This window comes from Pseudomonas sp. Irchel 3F6, from assembly GCF_900187595.1.
Taxonomy (GTDB): Bacteria; Pseudomonadota; Gammaproteobacteria; order Pseudomonadales; family Pseudomonadaceae; genus Aquipseudomonas; species Aquipseudomonas siliginis.
This window is the reverse complement of record NZ_FYDP01000001.1, coordinates 150378-167716: the sequence shown is the minus strand read 5'-3', so window position 1 is coordinate 167716 and position 17339 is coordinate 150378. Positions and strand designations below refer to the sequence as shown.

20 protein-coding genes and 1 tRNA gene are annotated in these 17339 nt (G+C 57.3%); 4 read left to right on the top strand and 17 right to left on the bottom strand.

The genetic code is table 11. The features are described 5' to 3' along the window. Nucleotides 1–51: 51 nt before the first annotated feature. Both rtcA and CKW30_RS00680 read right to left on the bottom strand, forming a co-directional pair. On the bottom strand, nucleotides 52–1077 hold the full coding sequence (gene rtcA, locus CKW30_RS00685; RefSeq protein ID WP_095179512.1) for an RNA 3'-terminal phosphate cyclase: 1026 nt from the start codon (nucleotides 1075–1077) through the stop codon (nucleotides 52–54). Nucleotides 1078–1237: 160 nt separating this feature from the next. Further along, nucleotides 1238–2464, bottom strand: coding sequence for an RtcB family protein (locus tag CKW30_RS00680; RefSeq protein ID WP_095179511.1), 1227 nt, complete (start codon nucleotides 2462–2464; stop codon nucleotides 1238–1240). 195 nt (nucleotides 2465–2659) lie between these two features. Between CKW30_RS00680 and rtcR the strand changes: the two genes are divergently transcribed. After that, a complete protein-coding gene (rtcR, locus tag CKW30_RS00675) occupies nucleotides 2660–4264 on the top strand; it encodes an RNA repair transcriptional activator RtcR (protein ID WP_095179510.1) in 1605 nt (534 codons plus the stop codon). 419 nt (nucleotides 4265–4683) lie between these two features. Here rtcR and CKW30_RS00670 read toward each other — a convergent pair whose 3' ends face one another. The 10 genes from CKW30_RS00670 to thrS all read right to left on the bottom strand — a co-directional run bounded on the left by CKW30_RS00670 (nucleotide 4684) and on the right by thrS (nucleotide 12561). Continuing rightward, nucleotides 4684–4899: a hypothetical protein gene (locus CKW30_RS00670; RefSeq protein ID WP_082530259.1), complete on the bottom strand. Its 216-nt coding sequence runs from the start codon at nucleotides 4897–4899 to the stop codon at nucleotides 4684–4686. 209 nt (nucleotides 4900–5108) lie between these two features. Further along, nucleotides 5109–5185, bottom strand: a tRNA-Pro gene (locus tag CKW30_RS00665). A gap of 89 nt (nucleotides 5186–5274) precedes the next feature. Continuing rightward, entirely contained in the window at nucleotides 5275–5631 is a 357-nt protein-coding gene (locus CKW30_RS00660; RefSeq protein ID WP_003179985.1) for a MerR family transcriptional regulator, read from the bottom strand. After that, nucleotides 5612–5914, bottom strand: a complete 303-nt coding sequence (gene ihfA, locus CKW30_RS00655) for an integration host factor subunit alpha (protein WP_002553164.1) — start codon at nucleotides 5912–5914, stop codon at nucleotides 5612–5614. The genes CKW30_RS00660 and ihfA overlap by 20 nt, the downstream gene beginning before the upstream one ends. A gap of 3 nt (nucleotides 5915–5917) precedes the next feature. After that, nucleotides 5918–8296 carry a phenylalanine--tRNA ligase subunit beta gene (pheT, locus tag CKW30_RS00650; RefSeq protein ID WP_095179509.1) on the bottom strand — a complete coding sequence of 793 codons (2379 nt, stop codon included), beginning with the start codon at nucleotides 8294–8296 and terminating at the stop codon, nucleotides 5918–5920. A gap of 26 nt (nucleotides 8297–8322) precedes the next feature. Continuing rightward, a complete protein-coding gene (pheS, locus tag CKW30_RS00645) occupies nucleotides 8323–9339 on the bottom strand; it encodes a phenylalanine--tRNA ligase subunit alpha (RefSeq protein WP_003226365.1) in 1017 nt (338 codons plus the stop codon). Nucleotides 9340–9448: 109 nt separating this feature from the next. Then, a complete protein-coding gene (gene rplT / locus CKW30_RS00640; protein WP_002553161.1) occupies nucleotides 9449–9805 on the bottom strand; it encodes a 50S ribosomal protein L20 in 357 nt (118 codons plus the stop codon). 27 nt (nucleotides 9806–9832) lie between these two features. After that, nucleotides 9833–10027: a 50S ribosomal protein L35 gene (gene rpmI, locus CKW30_RS00635; protein WP_002553160.1), complete on the bottom strand. Its 195-nt coding sequence runs from the start codon at nucleotides 10025–10027 to the stop codon at nucleotides 9833–9835. Between the two features lie 60 nt (nucleotides 10028–10087). Beyond that, nucleotides 10088–10639, bottom strand: coding sequence for a translation initiation factor IF-3 (infC, locus tag CKW30_RS00630; protein ID WP_169432615.1), 552 nt, complete (start codon nucleotides 10637–10639; stop codon nucleotides 10088–10090). Further along, on the bottom strand, nucleotides 10639–12561 hold the full coding sequence (gene thrS, locus CKW30_RS00625; RefSeq protein WP_024012407.1) for a threonine--tRNA ligase: 1923 nt from the start codon (nucleotides 12559–12561) through the stop codon (nucleotides 10639–10641). The genes infC and thrS overlap by 1 nt, the downstream gene beginning before the upstream one ends. Nucleotides 12562–12931: 370 nt before the next feature. Between thrS and CKW30_RS00620 the strand changes: the two genes are divergently transcribed. Together CKW30_RS00620 and CKW30_RS00615 are read left to right on the top strand one after the other, a co-directional pair. Continuing rightward, nucleotides 12932–13234 carry a hypothetical protein gene (locus tag CKW30_RS00620; RefSeq protein ID WP_056784441.1) on the top strand — a complete coding sequence of 101 codons (303 nt, stop codon included), beginning with the start codon at nucleotides 12932–12934 and terminating at the stop codon, nucleotides 13232–13234. 290 nt (nucleotides 13235–13524) lie between these two features. Continuing rightward, nucleotides 13525–13737, top strand: a complete 213-nt coding sequence (locus CKW30_RS00615) for a cold-shock protein (protein WP_003179963.1) — start codon at nucleotides 13525–13527, stop codon at nucleotides 13735–13737. A gap of 65 nt (nucleotides 13738–13802) precedes the next feature. Here the strand turns inward: CKW30_RS00615 and CKW30_RS00610 are convergent, their stop codons facing one another. Together CKW30_RS00610 and CKW30_RS00605 are read right to left on the bottom strand one after the other, a co-directional pair. Continuing rightward, nucleotides 13803–14120, bottom strand: a complete 318-nt coding sequence (locus tag CKW30_RS00610; RefSeq protein WP_095179508.1) for an I78 family peptidase inhibitor — start codon at nucleotides 14118–14120, stop codon at nucleotides 13803–13805. 166 nt (nucleotides 14121–14286) lie between these two features. Continuing rightward, nucleotides 14287–14589, bottom strand: a complete 303-nt coding sequence (locus CKW30_RS00605) for a hypothetical protein (protein ID WP_056784439.1) — start codon at nucleotides 14587–14589, stop codon at nucleotides 14287–14289. Between the two features lie 130 nt (nucleotides 14590–14719). Here CKW30_RS00605 and CKW30_RS00600 point away from each other — a divergent pair, with 130 nt between their 5' ends. Continuing rightward, the gene (locus CKW30_RS00600; protein ID WP_016774045.1) at nucleotides 14720–14920 is read left to right on the top strand and encodes a hypothetical protein; all 201 of its coding nucleotides are present in this window, start codon (nucleotides 14720–14722) and stop codon (nucleotides 14918–14920) included. A gap of 33 nt (nucleotides 14921–14953) precedes the next feature. Here CKW30_RS00600 and CKW30_RS00595 read toward each other — a convergent pair whose 3' ends face one another. Genes CKW30_RS00595 through rbsK form a run of 3 tightly spaced genes read right to left on the bottom strand, consistent with a single transcriptional unit; the run spans nucleotide 14954 to nucleotide 17332 of the window. After that, complete coding sequence (locus tag CKW30_RS00595; RefSeq protein WP_095179507.1) at nucleotides 14954–15982, bottom strand: nucleoside hydrolase; 1029 nt, start codon at nucleotides 15980–15982, stop codon at nucleotides 14954–14956. A 31-nt stretch (nucleotides 15983–16013) separates the two neighbouring features. Then, the gene (gene rbsD, locus CKW30_RS00590; protein ID WP_041478553.1) at nucleotides 16014–16418 is read right to left on the bottom strand and encodes a D-ribose pyranase; all 405 of its coding nucleotides are present in this window, start codon (nucleotides 16416–16418) and stop codon (nucleotides 16014–16016) included. Next, entirely contained in the window at nucleotides 16415–17332 is a 918-nt protein-coding gene (gene rbsK / locus CKW30_RS00585) for a ribokinase (protein ID WP_095179506.1), read from the bottom strand. Before rbsK ends, rbsD begins: the two co-directional genes overlap by 4 nt. Between the last annotated feature and the right edge of the window lie 7 nt (nucleotides 17333–17339).

Sequence of the window (17339 nt, the reverse complement as noted above, 5' to 3'; positions counted from 1 at the left end):
AGCCTCACCTGCGATGAGGTTGTGCAACTGCTTTCCGGTTGCCGGCCGCTGTTAATCGGTTTGGAAAACGTCTACCCGCAAGCGATCGCCGCCCTCCTCTCGGCAATCGATACGGACCGGCAAAAACAGGTGAATGACTTCGATGTTGCTGCGCAGATGATCAGTCATGCGCGGCGTGGTGAACGATCCGCCACCGGCCAGCGCCATCGGCAACAGCAACTGATCGGCCAGATGCTCAGCGACAGCAGCATTACTGCACAACCAGTCGACGGCCTGATTGATTGCGGCATCGGCCACCTTCTCGGCGCGTAACGACACTTGGCCAAATGCGCTGAACACCTCAGTGACATGCTCGAAAACATACTCCAGCAATAACACATTGCCCGGACCGCGTGCCGGGTCAAGCGCCATAGGTTGCAGCGCCTCCACTGGCCAGTTCAAACGCTTGGCCACCTGACTCAGCTCTCGCTGAGCGACAGTGGGTGCGAGACCTGCGGTCAGCGCCAATGCGCGTCGTGAGACTGCCTCGCCGCGCTCACACAGGTCCAGGCGCGTGAGGCGCGAGGGCTGCACCTTCACCGCAATTTCGCCACCGCCAGCCGGTACGAAACCATGACGCAGCAACTCCAACTCGACATCGCCGCCCATGCGCCGCAGCAGCGGCAACCAACTGCGCGACAGGAAATCCGTCGGCGGCGCCAGCGGATTATGCGTGCCACCGGAGATCGTCACCCGACTGGCCTTCGATGCCCGCAACAAGGCTGGCAACAGCGTCTGTAGCACCAGCGTGCAACTGCCCGCCGTGCCGATAGCGAACTGAAAGTCGCCGCCGCGAATTTCGCCCGGTTCGAAGCTCAGGCCTTGCGACCCCAGATGCGCACCAGATATCTGTGCACCACAAATCTCGCCCGCCGCCATCACGGCTGTCAGGTGCTGACGCAGCAATCCCGGACGACTGCGTCTGGCGCGAATCTGTTTAATGCGAAACGCCCGGCCTGTCACCATCGACAGGCTCAGCGCACTGCGCAACACCTGGCCGCCACCGATGGCGCCGTCCAGTTCGATTATCTCTTTCATTGCAAATCCTTACGCGTATAGCCCGACGGTGTCTCTGAGGTACCGTTAAACCGTCGTGGGTCTTCCTGAGTTACGATCAATATTGATAATTCGCGCTTCAGCTCAGCCGCGATGAACCAGCGCACTGCCGACGCAGAATTCTCGCCAGCGCGGTAGTTCCTTAGCCTTTGACGCACACCACCTGACGCAGGGTGTGCAGCACTTCCACCAGCTCACGCTGGGCGTGCATGACTTTGTCGATGTCCTTGTAGGCCATCGGAATTTCGTCAATCACCGCTTCGTCCTTGCGGCACTCCACATGGGCAGTGGCGCGGATCTGATCGGCGACGGTGAAGGTATTCTTCGCCTTCGTGCGGCTCATGGTGCGCCCGGCGCCATGACTGCAGGAACTGAATGACTCTTCATTGCCCAGACCGCGCACAATGAAACTCTTGGCGCCCATCGAGCCCGGAATAATCCCCAGCTCGCCCTTCTTCGCTGACACCGCGCCTTTGCGGGTAATCAGCACGTCTTCACCGAAATGCCGTTCCTTCTGCACGTAATTGTGGTGGCAGTTGACCGCCTCCAGCGCCACTTCGAACGGCTTGCGGATGATCTGCCGCGTGGCCTGAACCACCGCACGCATCATCAGTTCACGGTTCTGTCTGGCGAAGTCCTGCGCCCAGCCAACCGCCTCCACGTAATCATCAAAATGCTGGCTGCCCTCTTCGAAATAGGCCAGGTCACGGTCCGGCAGGTTGGCAATGTGCTGACGCATATCGGCTTGGGCCATCTGGATGAACAGGTTGCCGATAGCGTTGCCGACGCCACGCGAACCGCTGTGCAGCATGAACCACACCCGATTGGCCTCGTCCAGGCACACTTCGATGAAATGGTTGCCACTGCCGAGCGTCCCCAAGTGCCCACGGTTGTTGGTGTTGGCCAGTTTCGGATACTTGTCGGTGATCAGTTTGAAGCGCGGCTGCAACCCCGCCCAGGCCTGATCGGCTTGCTGAGGAATCTCGTCCCAGGCGCCTTTGTCTCGCCGCAAACGATTCGAACTGCGGCCATGTGGCACCGCTTGCTCGATGGCGCTACGCAGTCCCTGGAGGTTGTCCGGCAGATCCGAAGCCATCAGCGATGTACGCGCAGCGATCATTCCACAACCGATGTCGACGCCCACCGCCGCCGGAATGATCGCGCCGACCGTTGGAATAACGCTGCCGATGGTTGACCCCTTGCCCAGGTGCACATCCGGCATCACCGCCAGATGCTTGAAGATGAAGGGCATTTTCGCAGTGTTCATCAACTGTGCGCGGGCTTCGTTTTCAACCGGGACGCCTTCGGTCCAGAGTTTGATGGGCTTGCCGTTGGCGACTTCGAGAAGCTGGTAGGTTTGGTCTTTCATATCTTGGTGTCCATGTTCGTTTCCATCAGCATTGCAGCCGCTGTGCCAGCTTTGGATGCGGCCATGGTTGTTTCTGCTATGTTTTTGATTTTAATAACTTTTATCTCTGATTGGACGAGGCTCGATAATCTATGGAAGACAAATCCGACCAGCAAAATTATCATTGCATATCGTCATTTATCTTATGAGATAAGCATGCCCAACAAACGCACGGTCGCCATCGGATTTATCGGAGCCACCCTGGATCGTGTCGGCAAAGGTGCCAGCCGATGGAATTATTGGCGACCAAGCGTAGGCCTGTGCCAACAAACAGACCTCCCTATCCACCGACTTGAATTGATTCATGGCCTCGACGCGCGCGACGTCAGCCTCGCCGAGCGTGTCCGAGCGGACATCCAGCAGATTTCTCCGAGCACCGAAGTGCGCCTGCATCCAATGTCGCTGCGCAACCCTTGGGATTTCGAGGAGGTGTACGGCGCCCTGCACGACTTCACCACTGCGTACAATTTTGACACCGAGCACGAGGATTACCTCGTCCACATCACCACCGGCACCCACGTCGCACAGATCTGCTGGTTTCTGCTCACCGAGGCGCGCTATCTGCCGGCCCGATTGATCCAAACCTCCCCCGCCAAGCGCAAGAACGAGAACGAGCCCGCCTGCGGCACTCATGCGCTGATCGATCTCGATCTGTCGCGCTATGATCGGATTGCCTCACGCTTCGCCAGCAAACGTCTTGAAGGCCTGGAATTTCTCAAGTCCGGCATCGCCACGCGCAACCCGGCCTTCAACCGCTCCATTGAACAGATAGAGCGCGTAGCCCTGCGCTCAAAAGCCTCCATGCTGCTGATCGGCCCGACCGGCGCCGGCAAATCCTTCCTGGCGCGACGCATCTACGAACTCAAACGTAACCGTCATCAAATGCAGGGACGCTTTGTCGAAGTCAACTGTGCAACCTTGCGTGGCGACGGCGCGATGTCGGCCTTGTTCGGCCACGTCAAAGGCGCCTTCACCGGCGCGCAAAACGCTCGCGATGGCCTGCTACGCGCCGCAAACGGCGGCATGCTGTTTCTCGATGAAATCGGTGAGCTCGGCGCGGACGAACAAGCGATGCTGTTAAAGGCAATCGAAGAGAAACGCTTCTTCCCGCTGGGCTCGGACAAGGAAGTCGAGAGTGATTTTCTGATAATCGCCGGCACCCACCGCGACCTGCGCAGCCGCGTCGCCGAAGGCCTTTTTCGCGAGGACCTGTACGCAAGGATCAACCTCTGGACATTCGACCTGCCCGGCCTCGCCGGCCGCCGCGAGGACATCGAGCCAAACATCGATTTCGAACTGGAACGCCACGCGCGCGAACATGGGCAACGCGCGCGCTTCAATCTCGAAGCACGCCGACGCTACCTGGCCTTCGCCAGTTCACGTGAAGCAGCGTGGCTGGGCAACTTTCGCGAACTGTCTGCGTCGATTACACGGATGGCGACTTTGGCCGACAGCGGACGCATCGATGAAGCGCAGGTAGATGATGAGATCGATCGATTGCGATATGCGTGGGGGTTGGCGCAACCCACTGCTGTATCAACTGAGTTGCCGGGAGATAGCGATAGCATGGACCTGTTCGATCGCTTACAGCTGAAGGCGGTTATAGAGGTATGCCGGCAGGCGGACAGCCTGTCCGATGCCGGCCGACAGCTGTTCGGTGTTTCCCGGCAGGCCAAGGCGCAACCCAATGATGCCGATCGCTTGAGGAAGTACCTGGCGCGGTTCGGACTTGAATGGGGCAAGTTAGTGGACACGAAGTGAAGCACAGCGCTCTTGATCACACTGCTTCAATGATTACTGTAGAAAAAATGAATTAGCCGCCTGATCTCTCGGTCAAGAATTATGAACGCAGTAAATCTGACGAGGTGACAGCAATGACTATCCAGGCAGAGACACTCGTACAACTGACCGAAGCGCTCCAAGAGCGAGGCATGAAAATGGTCTCAGACGTCCATTTCACCCGCGCACCCTATCGATACAACCATCGCTGGATCTGCATCGTAGAGTGAACATGCTTGTTGCCGGCGCCTGGATCGAAGCTTCCAGCCGCCGGCGCCGCTCGGCTTCGCCCACCCAAGCCCAAATAACCGTCTGCGCCCAAGGATGTCGATAGAGGGTTGGGCGGCAATAAAAACCCGGCGCGATGGCCGGGTCTCGTGAACTATTACAATTGATCGGGCTTACTTAGCGCCGCCATTATCTCGGCCCGTCTGGGCGTCCTGATCAGAGCCAGGATTGCCGGGTGGCGGATTCCAGTCCTCTGGTCGTTCGTCGGTGCCCTGCTTCGGCTCAGAATCAGCCTGCTCCAGGCCGGAATCATGACCCGCGCCAGAATCAGGTGTTTGTTCGTCTGGTCCCGGATATGGCGCTTCAGGGCCATTGTTGTCGTCGATCATCATTCTCTCCCGTCAGTGGCGCAGGGGCTGCGCTTAATAAGTAAGAGAAGATCGGCGCACAGAGAGTGCTATTTGCTCGACGAGCGGACTTTCTTACTAATCCAAACACTTGGTGATGCGAGTCGCAGGCGTGATCGAGTAGCCCCGCAAATCTCACACACATGAAAAAGGCCAATGCTGTGAACATTGGCCTAGATCATTGAAAAATATGGTCGGGACGGAGTGATTCGAACACTCGACCCCTAGCACCCCATGCTAGTGCGCTACCGGACTGCGCTACGCCCCGACTGATGTTGCATCCCGTTCTTCACCTCGAAGAACGCTCAAGAATATATCGCAAGCTTTTGAAAACTGGAAGTATTCAAACGCAGCTTTTTATTTCTTGAGTACCACCAGGACATCTTCCAATTCGGCAATCATCTGCCGAATCATCTGTTTGTACTGTGTGGTGTCATCTTTGGCTTCGTCGCCGGACAGACGCAGACGTGCGCCGCCGATGGTGAAACCCTGATCGTAAAGGAGCGCGCGGATCTGCCGGATCATCAGCACGTCCTGGCGCTGATAATACCGGCGGTTCCCGCGGCGTTTGACGGGGTTGAGCTGCGGAAACTCCTGCTCCCAGTAGCGCAGCACGTGTGGCTTTACGGCACACAGCTCGCTGACTTCACCAATGGTGAAGTAGCGTTTGCCCGGGATGACGGGTAGTTCGTCGTTATGACTTGGTTCCAGCATAAGCCTCAACTCGGGCCTTCAACTTCTGCCCTGGACGAAAGGTGACCACACGGCGAGCCGTGATCGGGATTTCTTCCCCCGTTTTCGGGTTGCGGCCAGGCCGCTGGCGTTTGTCCCGAAGGTCGAAATTGCCGAAACCGGACAATTTGACCTGCTCGTTGTCTTCAAGAGCGTGCCTGATTTCCTCGAAAAACAGTTCGACCAATTCCTTGGCTTCCCGCTTGTTCAGGCCCAGCTCTTCATACAGACGTTCCGCCATCTCAGCTTTCGTCAAAGCCCCCATACGTCACTTCCTTAACGTGGCGTTCAACCTTTGTTCGAGCGAGGTGAGGATATTTTGCGTCGTCGAATTCACCTCATCGTCATTAAGAGTGCGCGATGGATGCTGCCAGGTCAAGCCGACTGCAAGGCTTTTTCTATCAGGATCAATACCTTTACCCTGATACACGTCAAACAGCCTGAGCTCTGTGAGCCATTCGCCTGCATTTTCACGGATTACGTCCAGCACAGCCGAGGCCGCGACGTCTTTGTGCGCGATCAGTGCAAGGTCACGACGCACTTCAGGAAAGCGCGACAACTCGTGGAATTTCGGCATTTTACCGAGCGCCACTTCCGCCAGAACCAGCTCAAAGACGAACACCGGACGATCCAGCCCCAGCGCCTTCGACAGCTCAGGGTGAATTGCACCGATATAGCCTACCTCGCGACCTTCACGCTCGATGCGCGCGGTTTGACCCGGATGCAGCGCTGGGTGTTTGCCCGGAGCAAAGGTGAACGAATCCAGGGCACCGGCAAAACCCAGTACAGCCTCCACGTCAGCCTTTACGTCGAAGAAGTCGACGGTATCCCGACCCTGCGCCCAGCCTTCCGGCAAGCGACTCCCGCACACAACCCCGGACAGCATCGGCTCTTGCTTCAAGCCTTCAAGCTGACCAACGAAGCGCAGGCCGCTCTCGAACAGACGCACGCGATCCTGCTGACGGTTGAGGTTGTGCTGCAATGCCTTGACCAGACCTGGCCACAACGACGAGCGCATGGCGGCCATATCGTTGGAGATCGGATTGGCCAGCAACAGCGGCTCGACGCCAGGACTGAACAGTTCGAACTGACGCGGATCGATGAAGCTGTAAGTGATCGCTTCCTGATAACCACGAGCAACCAGCAGACGACGCAGCTCAGGCAGATCACTACGCGCTTCGGCCTTGGCTTGCGGCGCCAGACGCGCTTGCGGGTAGCGAACCGGCAAACGGTTGTAACCGTAAAGACGCGCCAGCTCTTCGATCAGGTCGACTTCCAGGCTGATATCGAAGCGGTGGCTTGGCACTTCAACTCGCCATTGACCTTCGCCGTCAGCGGCAATGCTCAGGCCCAAGGCACTGAGCAGGCGCTCGACCTGTGCCGAATCCATCTCCATGCCGAGCATCTGAGTGATGCGCTGAGCGCGCAGAGTAATCGGTGCAATCGATGGCAGATGTTGTTCGCTGACGGTCTCGATGATCGGACCAGCTTCGCCGCCAGTGATTTCCAGCAGCAGGCCAGTGGCGCGCTCCATGGCTTCACGAGCGAGTTGCCAGTCAACGCCACGCTCGTAGCGATGCGAAGCGTCGGTATGCAAGCCGTAAGAACGTGCCTTGCCGGCAACCGCAATCTGATCAAAGAACGCAGATTCGAGGAACACATCACGGGTGGTCGCGGAAACACCGCTGTGCTCGCCACCCATGACGCCGGCGATCGCCAGTGCACGAGTGTGGTCAGCGATGACCAGCGTATCGCTACGCAGGCTGACTTCCTGACCATCAAGCAGAACCAGCTTTTCGCCCTCTTCAGCCATGCGCACACGAATGCCGCCATTGATTTCGGCGAGATCGAAAGCGTGCAGCGGTTGGCCGAGCTCGAGCATGACGTAGTTGGTGATGTCGACGGCAGCGTCGATGCTGCGCACGTCAGCGCGACGCAGACGCTCAACCATCCACAGCGGGGTTGGCTTGGACAGGTCGACGTTACGGATGACCCGACCCAGGTAACGTGGGCAGGCAGCTGGGGCCAGCACCTCGACCGAGCGGACTTCGTCGTGTACCGCTGCAATCGCAGCCACCACAGGACGGGTTACCGGCACGGCGTACAGCGCGCCGACTTCACGGGCCAGACCGGCCAAGGACAGGCAGTCGCCACGGTTCGGGGTCAGGTCGACCTCGATGCTGGCGTCTTCCAGATCCAGATACACACGGAAATCTTCGCCCACCGGCGCATCGGCCGGCAGCTCCATCAGACCGTCGTTGCCCTCACCGACCTGCAGCTCTGCCTGCGAGCACAGCATGCCGTTGGACTCGACGCCACGCAGCTTGGCCTTCTTGATCTTGAAGTCGCCCGGCAGCTCTGCGCCAATCATGGCGAACGGAATCTTCAGGCCCGGGCGCACGTTTGGCGCTCCGCACACGACCTGGAAGGTTTCCGCGCCATTGCTGACCTGGCATACGCGCAACTTGTCGGCGTCCGGATGCTGCTCGGTGCTCAGCACCTCACCCACCACCACACCACTGAATACGCCGGCGGCCGGAGTAACGCTATCGACCTCAAGACCGGCCATCGACAGACGGGCAACCAGCTCGTCGCGATCTACCTGCGGGCTGACCCAGCCACGCAGCCATTGTTCACTGAATTTCATCCTGCTCTCCTAAGAATTCGTTACGACTAGCGAAATTGCGCGAGGAACCGCAAGTCGTTGTCGAAGAACAGACGCAAGTCGTTCACGCCGTAACGGAGCATGGCCAGACGCTCGACACCCATGCCGAAGGCAAATCCGGAGAACTCTTCCGGATCGATGCCGGACATGCGCAGCACGTTCGGGTGAACCATGCCGCAGCCCATCACTTCCAGCCAGCCGGTCTGCTTGCAGACGCGGCAGCCTTTGCCGCTGCACATCACGCATTCCATATCGACTTCAGCGGATGGCTCGGTGAAGGGGAAATACGAAGGACGGAAACGCACGGCCAGTTCTTTCTCGAAGAACACCCGCAGGAATTCTTCGATCGTGCCTTTGAGATCGGCAAAATTGATATCGCGATCGACCAGCAGGCCTTCGACCTGGTGGAACATCGGCGAATGGGTGATATCGGAGTCGCTGCGATAGACGCGGCCCGGGCAGACGATGCGGATCGGCGGCTGCTTCGATTCCATGGTGCGGACCTGTACCGGCGAGGTATGGGTGCGCAGCAACATGTTGGCATTGAAATAGAAGGTGTCATGCATCGACCGGGCCGGGTGATGGCCTGGGATGTTGAGCGCTTCAAAGTTGTGGTAGTCGTCTTCGACCTCAGGGCCTTCGGCGATGCCGTAGCCAATGCGGGTGAAGAACTGCTCGACGCGCTCCAGAGTCCGGGTGACCGGATGCAGACCGCCAGAGGTCTGGCCACGGCCCGGCAATGTCACGTCGATGGATTCGGCAGACAGTTTGGCAGCCAGCTCGGCTTCTTCAAACAATGCCATGCGCGCATTGAGAACGCCTGTAACACGTTCCTTGGCAACGTTGATCAGCGCACCGACTTGCGGACGCTCTTCGGCCGGCAGATTCCCCAGGGTCTTCATCACCTGAGTCAATTCGCCCTTCTTGCCAAGGTATTGAACCCGGATTTGCTCCAGGGCATTGATATCTTCAGCGCTTTGCACAGCCTCTAGTGCTTGAGAGACCAGCGCATCCAGGTTTTCCATGTACAGACTCCAGATACAAAATAGGGGAAGAGCTTGAAGGCTCTTCCCCTATTTATGACGTTTAACACCTGGCCCCACAGAGGTGAGGCCGGGTGACTGTCGGGGGTACTTAAGCCAAGGTGGCTTTAGCTTTCTCGACAATCGCAGCAAACGCCGCTTTTTCGTTCACTGCCAGATCAGCCAGAACCTTACGGTCGATCTCAATGGACGCTTTTTTCAGGCCAGCGATGAAACGGCTGTAGGACAGACCGTTAACACGAGCACCAGCGTTGATACGAGCGATCCACAGAGCGCGGAACTGACGTTTTTTCTGACGACGGTCACGGTAGGCGTATTGGCCTGCCTTGATTACCGCTTGCTTGGCAACACGGAATACGCGGGAGCGTGCGCCGTAGTAGCCTTTAGCAAGTTTCAGAATTTTTTTGTGACGCTTACGGGCAATGACGCCACGCTTTACACGAGCCATGAGTTACTTCCTCTATTCTTGACTAAATTAACGAAGGCGCAGCATGCGCTCGACTTTTGCCACGTCAGACGGATGCAGCAAGCTGCTACCGCGCAGTTGACGCTTACGCTTGGTCGACATTTTAGTCAGGATGTGGCTCTTGAAAGCGTGCTTGTGCTTGATGCCGTTAGCAGTTTTCAGAAACCGCTTGGCAGCACCACTTTTGGTTTTCATTTTTGGCATGTTCGGATACTCCGCATTCAGTTGATAAACATAATCAGAAGGCCTGCCGTGCCCTGTTGATTACTTCTTCTTTTTCGGGGCGATGACCATGATCAGCTGGCGTCCTTCCATCTTAGGATGCTGTTCGACCGAACCGTACTCGAGCAGGTCTTGTTCAACCCGCTTGAGGAGTTCCATCCCCAGCTCCTGGTGGGCCATCTCACGGCCGCGGAATCGCAAGGATACCTTGGCCCTGTCCCCGTCACTCAGGAAACGTACCAGGTTGCGCAGTTTTACCTGGTAATCCCCTTCCTCCGTCCCTGGACGAAACTTGATTTCTTTAACCTGAATCTGCTTCTGGTTTTTCTTCGCCGCGGCAATCTGCTTCTTCTTCTCGAAGATCGATTTGCCGTAGTCCATCACCCGGCAAACAGGCGGGACTGCATCTGCGGAAATTTCCACCAGATCAAGCTTTGCTTCTTCAGCGATACGAAGCGCTTCATCAATCGAGACGATGCCAATCTGCTCGCCATCAGCGCCAATTAACCGAACCTCGCGTGCCGAGATATTCTCGTTGATCGGGGCTTTCGGTGCAGCTCGTTTATCTTGTCTCATTTCACGCTTAATAATAATTACTCCGAATCTGGGCGACCACGCCGGGAAACCGCTTGCGCGAGAAACTCAGCGAACTGGGCGACGGGCATCGAGCCCAGGTCAGCACCTTCACGAGTACGCACAGCGACAGTCTGCATCTCGACTTCCTTATCTCCGATAACCAAAAGATAGGGAACCTTGAGCAAAGTATGCTCGCGGATTTTAAAGCCGATCTTTTCATTTCTCAAGTCGGACTTGGCACGAAATCCGCTTTCGTTGAGAGTTTTTTCAACCTCTGCAACAAAATCTGCCTGTTTATCAGTGATATTCATGATCACCGCCTGGGTCGGCGCGAGCCACGCAGGGAAAGCACCTTCGTAGTGCTCGATCAGAATCCCGACGAAACGCTCGAACGAACCGAGGATCGCGCGGTGCAACATCACTGGGTGTTTGCGGCTGTTGTCTTCGGAGACGTATTCAGCGCCCAAACGGACAGGCAGGTTAAAATCGAGCTGCAAGGTACCACACTGCCAGACTCGACCGAGACAATCTTTCAGCGAGAACTCGATCTTCGGCCCGTAGAAAGCACCCTCGCCCGGCTGCAGATCGTACGGCAGGCCAGCAGAATCAAGGGCTGCAGCCAATGCTGCTTCAGCGCGATCCCACAGCTCATCGGAGCCGACGCGTTTTTCCGGACGAGTGGACAGTTTCATCTCGACTTCGGTAAAGCCGAAATCGCGATAGACGTCCATGGTCAGCTTGATGAACGCAGCGGACTCGGCCTGCATCTGCTCTTCGGTGCAGAAGATGTGCGCGTCGTCCTGAGTGAACGCTCGCACGCGCATGATGCCGTGCAACGCACCCGACGGCTCGTTACGGTGGCAAGCACCGAACTCGGCCAGACGCATCGGCAACTCACGGTAGCTTTTCAGGCCCTGATTGAACACCTGCACGTGGCATGGGCAGTTCATCGGCTTGATGGCGTAGTCGCGATTTTCCGACTGGGTGGTGAACATGTTGTCGGCGTAGTTGGCCCAGTGCCCGGATTTTTCCCACAGGCTGCGGTCGACGACTTGAGGAGTCTTGATCTCAAGGTAGCCGTTGTCGCGCTGGATCTTGCGCATGTACTGCTCGAGCACCTGGTACAGAGTCCAGCCATTCGGGTGCCAGAACACCATGCCCGGGGATTCTTCCTGGGTGTGGAACAGGCCCAGACGCTTGCCGATCTTGCGGTGATCGCGCTTCTCGGCTTCTTCGATGCGCTGGATGTACGCCGCCAGCTGTTTCTTGTCAGCCCAGGCTGTGCCGTAGACGCGCTGCAATTGCTCGTTCTTGGCGTCGCCACGCCAGTAAGCGCCCGACAGCTTGGTCAGCTTGAAGGATTTCAGGAAACGCGTGTTCGGCACGTGCGGACCACGGCACATGTCGACGTATTCTTCGTGATAGTACAGACCCATGGCCTGCTCGTTCGGCATGTCTTCAACCAAACGCAGCTTGTAGTCTTCGCCACGAGCCTTGAACACTTCGATCACTTCAGCGCGCGGAGTGACTTTCTTGATGACGTCGTAATCTTTCTCGATCAGTTGCTGCATGCGCTGTTCGATAGCCGCCATGTCTTCCGGCGTGAAAGGACGCTCGTAGGCAATGTCGTAATAAAAGCCTTCGTCGATGACCGGGCCGATGACCATCTTCGCGGTCGGGTACAGCTGCTTGACCGCGTGGCCAACCAGGTGCGCGCAAGAGTGGCGAATGATCTCCAGCCCCTCTTCATCCTTTGGCGTAATGATTTGCAGGGTCGCGTCGCTGCTGATGATGTCGCTGGCGTCGACCAGTTGGCCATTGACCTTGCCCGCGAGCGTGGCCTTGGCCAGGCCTGCACCAATGGATGCGGCGACCTCGGCTACGGAAACCGGGTGATCGAATGAACGTTGACTGCCGTCGGGAAGAGTAATAGTTGGCATGGCGCCTCCTCTCCTAGTGGTGACCCCTACCAAAGGTCACGTGGGTTGGGATGAGCCAGTACAAGATCCGATCCAGGCCATTCAATGACGAACGCCTGCCTTACAGCGGCAGGAGCCTTGCGGCCAACCGGAAAACCGAACCAGAGTGACTGGGATTCAAATCGGAAAAATTCGCACGCCGACCGCTTCGGGACTGAAGGTCATCCGAAGCCTGAGAACGCTTGAGCCCGGCATGCTAGCACAGATGAGCGGTCGCTTACGTCCTGATTTGGCAGAAGGTCAAATGTCCGTTTTTATGCCAAAGTGCTGAACTTGATCGGCCTTTGCGCCCTCAGATAACAAGACATTGACCCACAAGGAGCATCCTCGCATGCGTCTGAAAAGCTTATTCGCCCTCGTCGCACCCGTCGTTCTGCTGCTGCCACTGAGCGCCCATGCCGACTGGCCGAAAGGCGAGCGCGAGAAGTACATGGCCCAGTGCACTGAGGCTGCAACCCAGCAAATCGGTGCTGCCGCGGCGAAATCCCACTGCGCTTGCGGAGCTGACGCCATCAAGTCCTATCCGGCCAGCGACATTCAGGCGCTGATGGACAACAAGGCGACGCCTGAATTGCAAAAGAAAGCCCTTGGCCAGATCACCAAATGCAAGGCAAATACCGCCCCGAAAAAATAAGAAAACCGGTCATTAACATCGGCTGAAAGGCGGAAAAAAGTGCTGGAAATGAGGCTTTTCAGACGATTTATGCAGGTTTTACAGGTTTTTTTATCGTCTTTACGTTTCGCTGAAAGCCTTTCAAACCGGGGCTTTCAGCGCAACCAGGTGGTAAAGAAAACACGACTGATTGGCAAACAGCACGTCCGGGGGGCTACCAAAGCGAACATTTCGACTATGATACCCGGGTGTGCCCAGTTGGCCTGAGCAGCACAGCACTACTGAAAATATATGTTTCTTGGAGATACACCATGTCTAATCGCCAAACCGGCACCGTTAAATGGTTCAACGATGAAAAAGGCTTCGGCTTCATCACTCCTCAAGGTGGCGGTGACGACCTGTTCGTACACTTCAAAGCTATCGAATCCGACGGTTTCAAAAGCCTGAAAGAAGGCCAGACCGTCTCTTTCGTGGCTGAGAAAGGCCAAAAGGGTATGCAAGCTGCACAGGTTCGCCCAGAGTAATTTCTCGGCGCACTAAAAAAACCCCGTCCTGGTGACGGGGTTTTTTATGCTTGAGACAAAAGGACTCAGCCGCAGTTGACGCGGGTGACTATCAGGTTGTTGTCGGTGTTCAGGTTCAGGCGATCGGAGCGGTATTCCAGGGTGATCATGTCGTTCGGCTTGAGGAAGCGCGCATTTTGCGCCCCAGCCTTGGCACGCGCCTGATCCAGCAACTCAGGGGATGCCTTCTTGCCGATGGCAAATTGCGCTGCCGATGCTTCGCAGCGGCTATTTCCTGATTCAGCCGCCACGGGCTCCTTTGCCGACTCGCTGGAGGTTGTGCTGCAACCAGCCAACAGAGCAGCGGCCATAAGTGCACCCAGTGTCGCGAACTTCAAAGGCATGAAGCCTCCTTGTTTTCAAATGTTTAAGCAGAGATCGTGCGACCGCCAATGCGGCGTTTGGTTTCAAGGCTCAAGCCATGCCCTGCCCCACGAGCGGAAAAATGCCGAGTGTGCCTGAGCCGCCCTGTCCGGCTCATCAAACATTCGTGACTGAATATTAACGACCTCAATAAACGTCGATGTAGTCGTAGGGCGGATTCGGCCAGTTGTCTTTGAGTGCGTTGAAAATTTGCATCACCCAGACTTCATCGCTGGCTGCGACGTTACCCACATAGCCCGACCCCTTCGCCCAGGTTTCCAGGCGAAACAGCAGACCCTCGATATCCTGCCCACCGGTCACCGTAGACAGATAGGCAATGCCATCTTTGGTCACGCGCAATTGGTTGTGCACGTCGTCACTGCCCGAGGCAAGCAATTGGCGCACTGCTTCGAGTGTGAGGCCGTCAGGGGTATTCAGATCAATCTGCACAGCGGGGGTCCTTTGCAAGCCGGAAAAGACCAAGTGTCGCATAGCGCTCCGCTCATGCCTAAGTCGCAGTGCCAAATGCCGCACAAAATGGTTAACTCGAAAACAGACATCCTGACCTTTCGAGCCTCCCATGACCAGTGTAAGCATCGACGCCGCCATCAACGCCAAATGGGCCGAAGGACACAGCTCTTACAGCCCCGGCACGACGGAAGAATTGGCGCTGATCGGCATTGATTTACTGGTCAAGGAGCTGGGGATAGAAGCGGCGCAGCATTTTATCAATCAGGTATTCGAACGCTATCCGATCGGTCAGGCCGAACAGCCGCAGTGAAAACCCGCAGGCAACCGCCTGCGGGTTGACGACTTATTTCAGGCGTTTCAGGCGCTCGGTCAGCAGATCAAAGAATCCCTGGGCGTCGCCATTTTCGACCCAGAATGCATTCTTCGGTGCTTTCAGGCCGTCGTACCAGTCAACAATGGTCTGGCCGAATGTCGGTCCTTCTCGGCTATCCACTACGACGTTGACCGCCCGACCGGTGAACAGCTCAGGCTTGAGCAGATACGCCACAACCGTCGCGTCATGCACCGGACCGCCGGGAATGCCGTAGTGCTCCATGTCGCCCTTGATGTACTCGTTGAGAATGTCGCCGACGATCTTGCTCGCATTGTTGTTCAGCGCGGCGATCTGCTTCAGGCGTGCATCGCTGGTCAGGACCTTGTGGGTCACGTCCAGCGGCAGATAAGTGAGTTTCACCCCGCTCTTGAGCACCACCTCGGCAGCCTGCGGATCGGCGAACAGGTTGAATTCAGCCACAGGGGTGATGTTGCCACCGTTGAAATGCGCCCCGCCCATGATCACCACTTCCTTGATGCCCTGAACGATTTCCGGCTCCTGGATCAATGCCAGAGCCAGGTTGGTCTGCGGACCGAGCATGGCAATGGTGATGCTGTGCGGTTTGGCGGATTTGAGAGTGTCGATCAGGTAATTGACGGCATTGCCTTTCGCCAGGCCTTTCTTCGGTTCGTGAACCGTGACGCCTGACAAGCCTTCCTTGCCATGAATGTTCTCGGCGTAGATCGGCGTGCGCATCAGCGGCTTCGGTGCGCCAGCGTAAACCGGCACGTCTTCGCGCCCTGCCCATTCGCGAGCCAGGCGTGCGTTACGCGAAGTCTTGTCCAGGCGCACGTTGCCGGCGACAGTCGTTAACGCGCGGATATTCAATTCATCCGGCGACGCCAGCGCGAAGAGCAAAGCGACAACGTCGTCAGCGCCTGGATCGGTGTCGATGATCAAATCGATTTTTTCAGCGGCCTGAACGCCGGTCGCAGTTATCACAGACAAAAGCAGCAGACCCCGAAGCAGTTGATGGAGTTTTTCAGCATAGCGTTGCATAGCGCATTCCTTGTGCAGGTGATATCGGAAATCAGAATGTAACCCCGGCGACCAGAACGATGTTGCAGTACGGCTGACATTCTCCTGTACGAATGATCGCCCTGGCTTGTCGGCTAAGCACCTTGAACTGCTCGTGGGTGAGCAGATCCCTACGGCCCAGCGCGCCCTCTTCGTTCAACGCGTCCAGATCGGCCAGTGCCGTGGGTTGTTTGTCGAAGATCTCTTTGGCCAGCACATGGCTTTCTACCTGCATCTCGCTGAGTACAACTTTCAGCGTGCTGACGAAATCAGGGATGCCATGGGTCAGCGCCAGATCAATCAACTCGACACCCGGTGGCACGGGCAAACCGGCATCGCCAATCACGACCATGTCACCGTGGCCAAGAGAAGCGATCAATCGCGACAGCGCGACGTTAAGCAGAGGAGTCTTTTTCATGCGGGTTTGAACGCCTGTACTTCGGACATGGTTGGAATCGACGGTTGCGCACCGGCGCGGGTAACCGACAGTGCAGCGGCGATCTGACCGTAGCGAATCGCCTCGGCCTCAGACTTGCCATCGGCCAGCGCTGCGGCAAAACCGCCGACGAAAGTGTCGCCCGCCGCCGTGGTATCGACCGCCTTCACGGTCGGCGCGGGGAAATGTTCGAAGCCGTTGCCGTTGGCGAACAATGAGCCTTGCGCGCCTAACGTGACGATGACTTTGCCCGCGCCCATGGCAATCAACTGAGTGGCAGCCGTTTCTGCCGACTGCAGCGAGTCGACAGCGAGCCCGCTCAATGCGGCGGCTTCGCTTTCGTTGGGAATCAGATAGTCGATGGCGGCAAACCAGTCAGCCGGCAAAGGACGGCTGGCCGGCGCCGGGTTGAGGATGACGGTTTTGCCCAGTTCACGCGCGCGCTTGAGCGCATGCCCGACCGTCGCGTCGGGAATCTCGAGCTGACAGATCACAACATCGGCGGCCTGTAAAACCGCATCAAAGCGGTCGATCACTGCCGGCGTCATCGCGCCGTTGGCACCGGCGACAATCACGATGGCGTTCTGGCTGTCGTCATCCACCACAATCAGCGCTACGCCACTGGAATCCTCTACGACACTGACAGCCTCGCAGTCGATGTGCTCGGCGAGCAAGGCATCGCGCAATCGCACACCGTAGTCGTCATTTCCGACGCAACCGATCATTGCCACCTTAGCGCCCAAGCGCGCAGCAGCAACCGCCTGATTGGCGCCCTTGCCGCCAGACACCGTGGCAAAGGAATGACCGATCAGCGTTTCACCGCCGCGTGGCAGCCGTGGCGCCCGGGTGACCAGGTCCATGTTCAGGCTGCCTATTACCACTACATTTGCTGGCATACATCAC